This window comes from Micromonospora sp. NPDC047548, assembly GCF_040642975.1.
In the GTDB taxonomy this organism is placed as follows: Bacteria; Actinomycetota; Actinomycetes; order Mycobacteriales; family Micromonosporaceae; genus Micromonospora.
Genome location: NZ_JBEYTI010000053.1, coordinates 1 through 12,246, shown reverse-complemented (window position 1 = coordinate 12,246; position 12,246 = coordinate 1). Strand labels below are relative to the sequence as shown.

The following is a 12,246-nucleotide window of genomic DNA, read 5'->3' as shown; positions in this document are numbered from 1 at the left end:
GTCAGTCGGATCGCCGGCCCAGGGCGTCGAGTTCACGCAGGCCGGGGGTGCGCTGGATGACCTGGGTGAAGCTGACCTTCTCGCTGGCCGCGGTGAGCCCGGCGAGCACGGCCAGGATCCCGGCCCGACCGACCGGCCCGGTACGGACGGCCAGCGCCACGCCGAGCACCGCGCCGAGCGCGTTCGCGCCGCTGTCGCCCACCATCACCCGCTCGTCGAGGTCCTCGTCGAGCAGCCCCGCCGCCGCGCCGACCGCCCCGGCGGCGATGCCGCCCTGCGGGCCCCGGGCCAGCGGGGCGCCGAGCAGCAGGCCGGACTTCAGCGCCCGGCCGGGACGCAGGTCGAGCAGGTTGAGCAGGTTGGCGGTGCCCGCCACCACCCCGGCGCCGAGCAGCACGTCGACCGCGCGGGCGAGGGGGCGCTGGCCCGGCCGGCGCGCGGCGACCCGGGGGTCGGCGGCCAGCAGGGCGGCCGCGCCGAGCCCGGCGGCGCCCACCCCGACCACCTTGATCATCCCGGCGGTGACCCGCCCCTCCCGCAGCGCGGCGAGGTGGCCGGCGAAGCCCTTCGCCGTCTTCTGCTCGGGCCGCCCGCCGACCACGTCGTCGTAGAGCCCGACCGCGCCGGCGCCGAGGCCGGCCACCAGGGCCGCCGCGCCGGCGGGGACGCTGGCGGCGCCGAGCGCGCTGGCGCCCGCGGCACCGACCGCGAGGGCCGGGCCGGCCGCCAGGGTCACCGTGCGGCCGCGGAAGTTGGTCCGTTCCAGCGCCGGGGCGGGCGGTGCGGTGCGGATCTGGCGCAGCGTGTACCGGGCGGTCGCGGCGCCGACGGCGGCGGCCAGCAGCCGCCCCAGCCCGCTCACGCGGACCCGCCGGACGGGACGGACGGGAGGACTCCGGTCACCAGGCTACGTCGTTCGCTCACTGGGGCAGTCTAGGCAGCAGGGACCCGGAGGCGTTGTCGCCGACGCCGTACTGGCCGGCCTTCTTCTCGGTGATCTGCTGCACCAGGGCGAGGCTGGTGACCAGTTGCCCCTGCACGGTGTTGGCGTTGTCGACGGTGGAGATGGTCTGGGCGAGCACCGGGTCGGCCCGGACAGCGGCGACGAGGTTGCCGCCGGCCGAGCCGTTGCCGCCGACTACGATCGAGCCGGTCCGGTCGAACTGCTCGGCGACCTTCACCACCGACTCGTCCCGCTTGGCGGAGTCCTTGTCCACGTACGGCTGCCCGCTGACCAGCACGACGGCCTCGGCCGGCCCGGTGACCTTCTGCTCAAGGGTGAGGTAACCGGCGTTGGAATAGGAGGTCAGCACGGCGCGGCGGTCGCCCTCGGTGACGGCGGGGGTGCCCTGGGCCCGGTCGAGCAGCACGCTGGCCAGCAGTGCGCTGGAGGTCTCCACCCCGTTGCCGTTGCCGGGCAGCGCGGACGCGGGCGCGGTGGGCCGCGCAGCGGTCACCGCCAACTCCATCAGGTTGGTGTTGTTGTCCGGGTTGATGAACTTGTCCTGCACGTCCACCCGGCCCGCGACATCGGCCCCGGCGAGTTCGAGCATCTTCAGCACGCCCTCGGTGTGGTCCCGGCCGTTGGGCAGGCTCAGCACCAGCACCCGCTTGCCGGTGAGCTTGCCCGGCAGGACGTTCTGCGCTATCTGGGCGGCGAACTCCTCCTCGAGCTCCAACTCCTTCTGCATGTTGCTGACCTGCTGGCGCCACTGCTGGTTGTCCTTGCGCAGCGCGTTGACGTTCTCCTTGAGCGAGTCGGCCACCGGGCCGTTGAGGGCGGCCGTGCCGACCACCAGGCCGATGGCCAACGCCAGGAAGACCGCGGTCAGGGACACCACGTGGTACCGGAAATTGATCACGCTTGCAGCCTCTTGATAGGTCGGGAGCTAGAAGAGCTGGCCGAGCTGGAACACGAAATTGTCCCACCACTCGGAGACCACGCCCAAATACGCCTTCCCGACGGTCGAGACCGCCACCGCTGAGGCCATCGCGGCGACCGCCGAGAGGACCAGCAGCAGCAGCGACGAACCCGAGAGGCTCTGCCGGTAGAGCCGACTCACGCCCTTGGCGTCGACCAGCTTGCCGCCGACCTTGAGCCGGGTGAGGAAGGTCGAGGCCATGCCGCCGCGGCCCTTGTCCAGGAACTCCACCAGCGTGGCGTGGGTGCCGACGGCCACCAGCAGCGAGGCGCCCTTCTCGTCGGCCAGCAGCATGGCCAGGTCCTCGCTGGTGGCGGCGGCCGGGAAGGTGATCGCCGGCACACCGAGCCCGGCGACCCGGGCCAGGCCGGGGGCCCGCCCGTCCGGGTAGGCGTGCACGATCACCTCGGCGCCGCAGCGCAGCACGTCGTCGGTGACCGAGTCCATGTCGCCGATGATCATGTCGGGGGTGTACCCCGCCTCGACCAGCGCGTCCGCCCCGCCGTCCACGCCGATCAGCACCGGCTTGAACTCCCGGATGTACGGGCGCAGCACGTCCAGGTCGTCCTTGTAGTCGTAGCCGCGGACCACGATCAGGCAGTGCCGGCCCTGGACCTGGGTCTGGATGTCCGGTACGCCCACCCCGTCGAGCAGCAGATCGCGTTCCTGCCGGAGGTAGTCCATGGTGTTGGCGGCGAACGCCTCCAGCTGGACCGACAGCCCCTCCCGGGCGTCGGCCATCGCCTTGGCCACCGTCTCGGCGTCCTGCAGCTCCCCGTGGGCGACCGGCTCGTCGCGGGCGTAGACGGTGTTGCCCTCGATCCGGATCGTGTCGCCCTCGCGGATCCGCTCGAACACCCCCTCGCCCAGGTCGTCCAGGAGCGGGATGCCCGCGCCCACCAGCACCTCGGGGCCGAGGTTGGGGTAGCGCCCGGAGACCGACGGCTTGGCGTTGAGCACCGCGGCGACGCCGACCGCGACCAGCGAGTCGGCCGCCACCCGGTCCAGGTCGACGTGGTCGATCACCGCGATGTCACCGGGGCGGAGCCGGCCGACCAGCCGCTTGGTACGACGATCGAGACGTGCGGTGCCGAGAACTGAGCCCGGTCCGGCGTTCCGGGCCCGGCGCAACGTGGGTAGACGCATCGTGACCATCCTGGCATGTGAGGCAGGCTCTTCTGTCGCGACATGCCTGAGCAGGGCCGCCTACCCAGGGAAGCACACCGGAGCGTGGGCCGGTGTGCTTGCGCTCACAATACCGGCGGTCAGGGTCGCCTTTCCTTCGCCGCCACCGCCAGGAGTTCCTCCGCATGCGCGATACCCAGGTCGGAATCGGGCAAACCCGCGAGCATCCGGGCCAGCTCCCGGGCCCGCTCCGTGTCCTCCACCACACGCACCCCGCTGGTGGTGACCGCTCCCCCGGTGTCCTTCGCCACCACCAGATGCCGGTCGGCGAACGCGGCCACCTGCGGCAGGTGGGTGACCACCAGCACCTGGTGGCTGCGGGCCAGCCGGGCCAGCCGGCGGCCGATCTCCACCGCCGCCTGGCCGCCGACCCCGGCGTCCACCTCGTCGAAGACCAACGTGGGTGGGCCGCCGGAGCCGGCGAAGACCACCTCGATGGCGAGCATCACCCGGGACAGCTCGCCGCCGGAGGCGCCGCGCTGCAGCGGCAGCGAGGGCGCGCCCGGGTGGGCGAGCAGCCGCAACTCCACCTCGTCGGCACCGTCCGGGCCGATGCCGGCCTCGGCGCCGTTGACGGTCAGGCTCGGCTCGGCCCGGCCCACCGGACGCGGCACCACCGCCACGTCGATCCGGGCGTGTGGCATGGCCAGCCCGGCCAGCTCGACGGTGACCTGCTCGGCGAAGCGGATCGCGGCCTCCTGCCGGGAGGTGGACACCCGGCCGGCGAGCTCGGCCACCTCGGCGGCGAGTCGGGTGGCCTCGCGGTCCAGTTCGTCGAGCAGGTCGTCGGAGGTGTCCAGGTCGGACAGTCGGGTGCGGGCCCGCTCGGCCCAGGCGATCACACCGTCGACGTCGTCGGCGTACTTGCGGGTCAGCGCGCGCAGAGCGGCCCGCCGCTCGTAGATGACCTGCAACCGGGCCGGGTCGGCGTCCAGCGCGGCCAGGTACGCCGACAGCTCGGCGGAGACGTCGGCGACCAGGGTGGCCGCCTCCTCCAGCCGGACCGCCAGCTCGCCCAGGGCCGCGTCGGTGCCGGCCTGCGCCTCCAAGGTGCGCCGGGCGGTGCCCAGCAACGCCGTGGCGTCGGGCGTGTCATCGGCGGCCTCGACGCCACCGGCGACGCACTGGTGGGCCAGCTGGGCCGCGGTGCGCAGCCCCTCCGCGTGCTCCAGCCGCTGCGCCTCGGCCTTCAGCTCATCGTCCTCGCCGGGCTGCGGGTCGACCCGGGTGATCTCGTCCAGGCCCAGCCGCAGCAGGTCGGCCTCCTGGTTGCGGGCGCGGGCGTTGCGCCGCCGGTCGGCCAGGTCGTCAACCACGTGCCGCCACCGGCCGTACGCCTCGCGGAGCGCGTCGAGCAGCTTCTCGTGCTCCGGCCCGGCGAACCGGTCCAGCGCGGCCCGCTGCTCGGCCGGCCGCAGCAGGCGCAGCTGGTCGGACTGGCCGTGCACCGCCACCACCTGCTCGCCGACCTCGCCGAGCATCGACACCGGCATGCTCCGCCCGCCCAGGTGCGCCCGGGACCGGCCCTCCACGGTGACCGTGCGGCTCAACAGCAGGGAGCCGTCCTCGTCGGGCTCGCCGCCGGCGTCGACGATCCGGGCGTGCACCGCGTCGGCGAGCCGGCCGCCGAGGCGCAGCCGCCCCTCGACCACCGCCCGGCCCGGCTCGGCCCGGACCCGCCCGGCGTCGGCCCGGCCGCCGAAGAGCAGGCCGAGGCCGGTCACCACCATGGTCTTGCCGGCACCGGTCTCGCCGGTGATGACGTTCATCCCGCCGGTCAACGGCAGCGTGGTGTCCTCGATGACGCCCAGTCCGGTGATGCGCAGCTCTTCCAGCACAGCACCCGACAGTAGACGCGGCCCCCGACACTTGACCAGCCGGCGCGACCGCGCCGGCTGCCGCTGTGCGCTCTGGTCAGCGCAGGGAGACGACGCTCACCTGCGGCTGCCCCGCCAGCCCTGCACCGGCAGCCCGAACTTGGCCACCAGCCGGTCGGTGAACGGCCGGGCCCGCATCCGGACGATGCGCACCGGCAGTGCGCCGCGGCGCACCGTCACCCGGGCGCCCGGCGGCAGGTCGAAGACCCGCCGGCCGTCGCAGCAGAGCACCGCGAAGGTGGTGAACGGGTCCACGGTGATGGAGAACGTGGAGGTCGGCGCGGTCACCAGCGGACGGCTGAACAGCGCGTGCGCGCTGATCGGCACCAGCAGCAGGGCCTCCACCTCCGGCCAGACCACCGGACCGCCGCCGGAGAAGGCGTACGCGGTGGAGCCGGTGGGGGTCGCGCAGACCACCCCGTCGCAGCCGTACCGGGACAGCGGCCGGCCGTCCACGTCGACGAGCAGCTCCAGCATCTGGGCCCGTTCGCCCTTCTCGACGCTGATCTCGTTGAGCGCCCAGGACTCGATGGTCGGCCCGCCGTCGAACTCGGCGGTGACGTCGAGGGTGAGCCGTTCGTCCACCGTGTAGTTGCGCCCGACGACGTCGCGGACCGCCACGTCGAGGTCGTTGATCTCCGCCTCGGCGAGGAAGCCGACCTTGCCGAGGTTGATGCCGAGCAGCGGGGCCTTGGCCGGCCGGGCCAGCTCGGCAGCGCGCAGGAAGGTGCCGTCCCCGCCGAGGGCGAAGACGATCTCGGTGCCCTCGGCCGCCTCCAGGCCGGTCACCGGCACCACGCCGGGCAGGTCGAGGTCGTCGGCCTCCTCGGCCACCACCCGCACCTCGAAACCGGCGGAGATGAGGTCGGCGGCGACGGCCCGGGCGTGTTCGGTGCTGCGCCGCCGCCCGGTGTGCGTCACCAGCAGCGCGGTCCGGCTCACCGGGCCACCCGCCCGTCTGTGCCGCCGGGGCTCACCCAGTCGCTGTCGCCCACCGGACCCGCCTCCCGTCCCCCGCTCGCCGGGTTCCGCTCATCGCTCACCCTGTCACCTCCCCGGTCCGGCCGCCGACGGTGGACGGGCCCCCGGGCCCGGCCGCCACCACGGCGCGCACCCGCTCGGGGTCGGCCGCCGGGGCGTCCCGGCGTAACCATACGAAGAACTCGACGTTGCCGCTGGGCCCGGGCAGCGGGCTGGCCGCCACGTCCGCCAGGCCCAGCCCCAGCCCGGCCGCGGCGGTGGCCACGTCGAGCACCGCCTCGGCGCGCAGCGCCGGGTCACGGACCACGCCGCCGGCGCCCACCCGCTCCTTGCCCACCTCGAACTGCGGCTTGACCATCAGCGCGAGGTCGCCGTCGGCGCGGGTGCAGCCGGCCAGCGCCGGCAGCACCAGGCGCAGCGAGATGAACGACAGATCGGCCACGGTGAGATCCACCTCGCCGCCGATGACCTCCGGGGTCAGCGTACGGACGTTGGTGCGCTCGAAGACCCGCACCCGCCCGTCGGTACGCAGCGGCCAGGCGAGCTGGCCGTAGCCGACGTCCACCGCCACCACCTCGGCGGCGTCGGCGCGCAGCAGCACGTCGGTGAAGCCTCCGGTGGAGGCGCCGGCGTCGAGGCAGCGCCGCCCGGCGACGGTCAGCCCGCCCGGCGCGAACGCGGCGAGGGCGCCGGCCAGCTTGTGGCCGCCGCGGGAGACGTACTCGGCGGTGGGGTCCTCGCCGGTGACCAGCAGCGGGTCGGCCGGGTCGACCATGGCGGCGGCCTTGCGCGCCGGCACCCCGCGCAGCTGGACCCGGCCGGCCTCGACCAGCGCGGCGGCCTGCTCCCGCGAGCGGGCCAGGCCCCGTCGGACGAGTTCGGCGTCGAGGCGGGTACGACGTGCCATGGGGCGGTTCTCCGGTCGGTTCAGGCCTGGTCGATGGTGGCGAGGGTCTCCCGCAGCGTCTGGTACGCCGCCTCGTACTGGGCGATCTGGTCGGCCGGCGGCAGCCCCTCAGCGTTGATCATCGCCTGCACGGCGGCGTCGACGGCCGGATGGTGGGCCTCCTCGACGTCCTCGTACGCCGCGGGAGCCGGCGGCGGACCCGGCCGGGCGCCGGGCGGCGGGCCGGGACGCGCTCCCGGTGGTGGCCCCGGGCGGGCGCCGGGCGGCGGCCCGGGGCGGAACGGCCCGCTCACCGCGTGCTCCCGTCGCCGGCGGGCATCATTCCGCGCCGCCGGTGGTCCGCTTGCGCGGGGCGGTTTTCTTCACCGGCCGGGCCGCCGGCGCGGTGCCGTCCCCGGCGGTGGTGCTCACCGCCGCCGGCGGCTTCTTCGCGATGGTCTTCTTGGCGACGGCCTTCTTGGCCACCGCCTTGGTGGGGGCGGGGACCGGCGGGCCCGAGGGGCCGGCGGTGGCGCCGGAGTCGCCGGCGGTGGAACCGGCCGCCCCGCCGCGGGTGGACGGACCCGACGCGCCGGTCGGGGAGATACCCGACGGGGAGACGCCGACGGTCGACGTACCCGGCAGCAGCCCGCCCGGGCCGCCCTTGGCCTCGCGCAGCTGCCGCTCCAGCTCGTGCACCCGACGGGTCAGCTCGGCGACCTCGTCGGCGGTGGCGAGGCCCACCGCCCCGAGCGCCCGGTCCACCTCGAAGCGGACCAGCTTGGTCAGTGCCTCGCGGTTGGCGGTGCCGGTGGAGACGAGTTCCTCGGCGAGCGCCTGGAGCTGGGCGGCGGTCGCGCCGCCCGTGCCGACCAGCCGCCGCGCGGCGTCCTGGGCCTTCTTCCGGGGCGCCTCCGTCAGGCCCATGGCCAGCTCGAGGTAGGCGCGCCACGCATCCTGCATGCCGGTTTTCCTTCCGCGGGGCGGGTGTGCGGGTCTCACGCTACCGGGCGCCCCAGACGGCCCATTGCGGTACGGTGCCGGGGACGGCGTGGCGGGCGTGAGGAGACGATGTGGCCAGCGTTGACGAGTGCCGGCAGGCGTTGCGGGATCTGGCGAGCCGGTTGGAGCGCCACGCCGAGGCGGGCCAGCAGATCGACCTGGACCGCACGCTCGCCTGCCGGGTCACCGACCTGGACACCGCGTTCCACGGCAGGCTCGCCGGTGGCCGGCTGATCGACCTGGCCGACGGTGACGACTCCAAGGCCAAGATCGCCCTGGTCACCAGCAGTGACGACCTGGTCGCCCTGGTGCACGGTCAGCTCGACGTCACCAAGGCGGTCGCCGCCCGCCGGGTCTCGATCAAGGCCAACCCGTTCGACCTGATGAAGCTCCGCAAGCTGCTCTGAGCGGCCGGGGCGGTCCGCCGTCCGCGAGGCGGTCAGGCCGACAGGCCGAGCTCCGCGAGGGCGCGTTCCGCCTCCGGCGTCGCCGGGCGCACGTCCGGCGGGCCCGACGACGACCAGGCCGCCGCGCACAGCGCCGCGAGGGCGTCCAGCGGCCGTCCCGCACCGCGCAGCTCCAGCCCGCCGTCGACCGGGGCGGCGGACCAGCCGCCGGTGTCCGGGTCGCCCGGCACCCGGGCCACCGCCGCCGGGTCGAAGAGCCCGGCCAGGTCCATCGCCACGTACGCCGGACGCCGCGGCGCGGGTGCCGCCAGCAGCTCGGGTACGTCACTGACGCCGGTCAGCACCAGCAGGCTGTCCAGCCCGGCGCGGCGGGCGCCCTCGATGTCGGTGTCGAGGCGGTCGCCGACGACCAGCGTCCGGCCGCCACCGGCCCGGCGGGCGGCGGTGGCGAACAGGGCCGCCTCGGGCTTGCCGACGACCACGTCCGGTTCCCGCTCCAACGCGTGGCGCAGCGCGGCCACCAGCGACCCGTTGCCGGGCAGCGGGCCACGGCCGCTGGGCAGCGTCCGGTCGGTGTTGGTGGCCACCCAGGTCGCCCCGGCGCGGATGGCGACGCAGGCCTCGGCCAGGTCCACCCAGCCCACCTGCGGGCCGTACCCCTGGACCACTGCGGCCGGCGATTCGTCGGCGCGGGCGACCGGGGTGAGTCCGGCGGCGCGGATCTCGGCGCGCAGCGCCTCCGCGCCGACGACCAGCACCGGCGCCCCGGCGGGGAGCCCGTCGCGGAGCAGCTCGGCGGCGGCGGCGGCGGAGGTCAGAACCTCCTGCGGCTCGGCCGGCACGCCCATGCGGGTAAGCAGGTCAGCGACCTGGCTGGACCGGCGGGAGGCGTTGTTGGTCGCGTAGGCCACCGCACGACCCTCGGCGTGCAGCCGGCCAACCGCCTCGACCGCGCCGGGGATCGGCCGGTCGATCAGGTAGATCACCCCGTCCAGGTCGAACACGACCAGGGTGTACCCGTCGACCAGCCGATCCCCGGCGACCTCGATCATCGCTGGTCCGGCTCCGACTCCGACCCTCGCTCGCCCGGCTCGGCGCCGGTGGGCCGCGCCGCGGACCCGTGGCTCACGGTCGGCTCGGCGTCGGCCGGGCCCGGGTCGGCGGCGACGGTGGTGACCGCCTCGACGGTGAGCTCGTCGTCGGTGAGCCCGTCCGCGTCCCGGTCGTCGTCCTCCTCGTCGTCGAGGTCGTCGTCGAGGTCGTCGTCGAGGTCGTCGTCGAGGTCGTCCTCGTCCTCGTCCTCGTCCTCGTCCTCGTCGTCGTCGCCGAGATCGTCGTCGTCCTCGTCGTCCTCGTCGTCGTCGTCGTCGTCGTCGTCGTCGAGATCGTCGTCCTCGTCGTCGTCGTCGAGATCGTCGTCGTCGCCTTCGTCGTCGTCGGCCCCGGTCAGGTCGACGCCCGGCTGGGCCGGCACCTCGCCGGGACCGGTGGCGATCTCCTCGGCCGGCTCGTCGTCCTCGTCGTCGCCCTCGATCAGCACGCCGTCGAGTTCGAGCAGCCGCTCCGCCGCGTCGGTCTCACCGTCGGTGTCCACGTCGGCGGCGCGGGAGAACCACTCCCGGGCCTCCTCGCGGCGGCCGACGGCCAGCAGCGCGTCCGCGTACGCGTAGCGCAGCCGGGCCGTCCACGGCTCGGTCGAGTCGGTGGTCAGCTCGGGGACCTGGAGCATCGCCACCGCGGCGTCCTTCTGCCCGAGGTCACCCCGGGCGCCGGCGGCCACGATCAGCAGCTCGACGGCGACGGCCTGGTCGAGCTTCTCCCGGTCGGCGCCCCGGAACAGGTCGATCGCCCGCTCCGGACGCCCCAGCGCGCGCTCGCAGTCGGCGAGCACCGCCAGGTGGCTCTGCAGCCCGGTCATCCGGTGGTACGTCCGCAGCTCGGCGATGGCCGTCTGCCACTCCCCCGCGTGGTACGCGGCCAGCCCGACCGCCTCCCGGACGGCGGAGATCCGCGAGGCCAGGCGGCGGGCCGCCATCGCGTGGGCGAGCGCCTCCGCCGGGTCCTCGTCGATCAGCTGCCCAGTCGCGACCAGGTGCCGGGCGACGGTCTCCGCCACCGGCTTGTTCAGCGAGAGCAACTCGGCGCGAACGGCCGTGTCGAGGTCGTCCGCGGAGATCTCATCCGGCAGCGCCGGCGCGACCGCACGACCGCTCTCGGCCTCGTCCTGCCGCTCCCGGTCGGGGCCGAAGCCGCCCTCGCGACGCCGGTCCTCGAAGCTCCGCCGGTCATCACGACGCGGCCGGTCCCCGTAGCCGCCGCGCTCGCCACCCCGGTCGGGCCGGTCGCCACCCCGGTAGCCGCCCTCACGGCGGTCACCGCCGCGGAAACCACCACCGCGGGGTGCCTCACCGTCGCGGCGGAAGCCACCCTCGCGCGGACCCGAGCGGAAGTCACCCTCACGGCGCTCGCCGCCACGGGCGTCGCCGTCGCGGCGGAACCCACCCTCGCGGGGTCCGGAGCGGTAGCCACCCTCGCGACGGTCGCGGTCACCGCCGGCGAAGCCGCCCTCACGGCGGTCACCGCCACGGGACGCCTCGCCGTCCCGGCGGAACCCACCCTCACGGCGGTCACCGCCACGGGACGCCTCGCCGTCCCGGCGGAACCCACCCTCACGGCGGTCACCGTCACGGAAACCACCACCGCGGGGTGCCTCACCGTCGCGGCGGAAGCCGCCCTCGCGCGGACCCGAGCGGAAGCCGCCCTCGCGCGGACCCGAGCGGAAGCCACCCTCACGGCGCTCGCCGTCCCGGAAGCCACCGCCACGGGGCGCCTCACCGTCGCGACGGAAGCCACCCTCACGGCGCTCGCCACCACGCGCGTCGCCGTCGCGACGGAACCCACCCTCACGCGGACCCGAGCGGAAGCCACCCTCACGGCGCTCGCCGTCCCGGAAGCCACCGCCACGGGGCGCCTCACCGTCGCGACGGAAGCCACCCTCGCGACGGTCGCCACCACGCGCGTCGCCGTCGCGACGGAACCCACCCTCACGGGGACCGGAGCGGAAGCCACCCTCGCGACGGTCGCGGTCACCGCCGGCGAAGCCGCCCTCACGGCGGTCACCGCCACGGAAACCACCACCCCGGGGCGCCTCGGCGTCCCGACGAAAACCACCCTCACGACGGTCACCGTCGCGGGAGCCACCGCCACGGGGGGCCTCACCGTCACGACGGAAACCGCCCTCGCGGCGGTCGCCGCCACGGGCATCGCCGTCGCGACGGAACCCACCCTCACGCGGGCCGGAGCGGAAGCCACCCTCGCGACGGTCGCGGTCACCGCCAGCGAAGCCGCCCTCACGACGGTCACCGCCACGGAAACCACCACCCCGGGGCGCCTCGGCGTCCCGACGAAAACCACCCTCACGACGGTCACCGTCGCGGAAGCCACCACCACGAGGGGCCTCACCATCCCGACGGAACCCACCCTCGCGCGGACCCGACCGGTAGCCGCCCTCACGGCGGTCACCGTCGCGGGAGCCACCGCCACGGGGGGCCTCACCGTCGCGACGGAAACCACCCTCGCGCGGACCCGAGCGGTAGCCGCCCTCACGGCGGTCACCACCGCGGGAGCCACCGCCGTCACGGCCGCCGCGGTCGGCGCTGTAGCCGCCCCGCTGGCCGCCGCGGTCGTCACGGTCTCCGCGGTACGGGGGGCGGTCGTCCCGGCGCTGGCCGGCACCCCGCCCTTCGGGGCGATCGGCGCGGTCCTCGTTACGACGCGGACGGTCTCCGCCCTGCGGTCCTGAACTCACAGGTACATCCTTCCTCATTGCGCCACCTCATGGCGCTACGCAGTCGAGGGCCGACCCGGATGGGGCGGCCCTCGACTGGAAGATTGTCCGGCGGTGTCCTACTCTCCCACACCCTCCCGAGTGCAGTACCATCGGCGCTGGAGGGCTTAGCTTCCGGGTTCGGAATGTTACCGGGCGT

At 75.1% G+C, this 12,246-nt stretch carries 12 protein-coding genes and 1 rRNA gene; 2 read left to right on the top strand and 11 right to left on the bottom strand.

Translation table 11 applies throughout. From position 1 onward, the window contains the following. Window position 1 precedes the first annotated feature (1 nt). From ABZ807_RS29520 to ABZ807_RS29485, 8 genes are all read right to left on the bottom strand, one after another. Window positions 2-862 carry a hypothetical protein gene (locus ABZ807_RS29520; protein WP_357165073.1) on the bottom strand — a complete coding sequence of 287 codons (861 nt, stop codon included), beginning with the start codon at window positions 860-862 and terminating at the stop codon, window positions 2-4. Window positions 863-920: 58 nt separating this feature from the next. Beyond that, the gene (locus ABZ807_RS29515; protein WP_357165070.1) at window positions 921-1,862 is read right to left on the bottom strand and encodes a copper transporter; all 942 of its coding nucleotides are present in this window, start codon (window positions 1,860-1,862) and stop codon (window positions 921-923) included. 27 nt (window positions 1,863-1,889) lie between these two features. Continuing rightward, window positions 1,890-3,068, bottom strand: a complete 1,179-nt coding sequence (gene steA / locus ABZ807_RS29510) for a putative cytokinetic ring protein SteA (RefSeq protein WP_357165067.1) — start codon at window positions 3,066-3,068, stop codon at window positions 1,890-1,892. 119 nt (window positions 3,069-3,187) lie between these two features. Continuing rightward, window positions 3,188-4,945, bottom strand: a complete 1,758-nt coding sequence (recN, locus tag ABZ807_RS29505; protein ID WP_357165064.1) for a DNA repair protein RecN — start codon at window positions 4,943-4,945, stop codon at window positions 3,188-3,190. Between the two features lie 96 nt (window positions 4,946-5,041). Beyond that, window positions 5,042-5,926 carry an NAD kinase gene (locus ABZ807_RS29500; protein WP_357165061.1) on the bottom strand — a complete coding sequence of 295 codons (885 nt, stop codon included), beginning with the start codon at window positions 5,924-5,926 and terminating at the stop codon, window positions 5,042-5,044. A 97-nt stretch (window positions 5,927-6,023) separates the two neighbouring features. Then, on the bottom strand, window positions 6,024-6,872 hold the full coding sequence (locus ABZ807_RS29495; protein WP_357165058.1) for a TlyA family RNA methyltransferase: 849 nt from the start codon (window positions 6,870-6,872) through the stop codon (window positions 6,024-6,026). A gap of 20 nt (window positions 6,873-6,892) precedes the next feature. Beyond that, window positions 6,893-7,165, bottom strand: a complete 273-nt coding sequence (locus ABZ807_RS29490) for a hypothetical protein (RefSeq protein WP_357165056.1) — start codon at window positions 7,163-7,165, stop codon at window positions 6,893-6,895. Window positions 7,166-7,190: 25 nt separating this feature from the next. After that, a complete protein-coding gene (locus tag ABZ807_RS29485) occupies window positions 7,191-7,814 on the bottom strand; it encodes a hypothetical protein (RefSeq protein ID WP_357165053.1) in 624 nt (207 codons plus the stop codon). A 110-nt stretch (window positions 7,815-7,924) separates the two neighbouring features. Between ABZ807_RS29485 and ABZ807_RS29480 the strand changes: the two genes are divergently transcribed. Then, on the top strand, window positions 7,925-8,260 hold the full coding sequence (locus tag ABZ807_RS29480; RefSeq protein WP_357165050.1) for an SCP2 sterol-binding domain-containing protein: 336 nt from the start codon (window positions 7,925-7,927) through the stop codon (window positions 8,258-8,260). Between the two features lie 32 nt (window positions 8,261-8,292). Here ABZ807_RS29480 and ABZ807_RS29475 read toward each other — a convergent pair whose 3' ends face one another. Together ABZ807_RS29475 and ABZ807_RS29470 are read right to left on the bottom strand one after the other, a co-directional pair. After that, on the bottom strand, window positions 8,293-9,312 hold the full coding sequence (locus ABZ807_RS29475; RefSeq protein ID WP_357165047.1) for an HAD-IIA family hydrolase: 1,020 nt from the start codon (window positions 9,310-9,312) through the stop codon (window positions 8,293-8,295). Continuing rightward, window positions 9,309-10,295 carry a tetratricopeptide repeat protein gene (locus ABZ807_RS29470; RefSeq protein WP_357165111.1) on the bottom strand — a complete coding sequence of 329 codons (987 nt, stop codon included), beginning with the start codon at window positions 10,293-10,295 and terminating at the stop codon, window positions 9,309-9,311. The genes ABZ807_RS29475 and ABZ807_RS29470 overlap by 4 nt, the downstream gene beginning before the upstream one ends. Window positions 10,296-10,352: 57 nt before the next feature. Between ABZ807_RS29470 and ABZ807_RS29465 the strand changes: the two genes are divergently transcribed. After that, window positions 10,353-12,062 carry a hypothetical protein gene (locus tag ABZ807_RS29465; RefSeq protein WP_357165042.1) on the top strand — a complete coding sequence of 570 codons (1,710 nt, stop codon included), beginning with the start codon at window positions 10,353-10,355 and terminating at the stop codon, window positions 12,060-12,062. Window positions 12,063-12,153: 91 nt separating this feature from the next. On the opposite strand, the gene rrf is transcribed toward ABZ807_RS29465, so the two are convergent. Then, window positions 12,154-12,246 (bottom strand): 5S ribosomal RNA (gene rrf, locus ABZ807_RS29460); the annotation flags it as partial.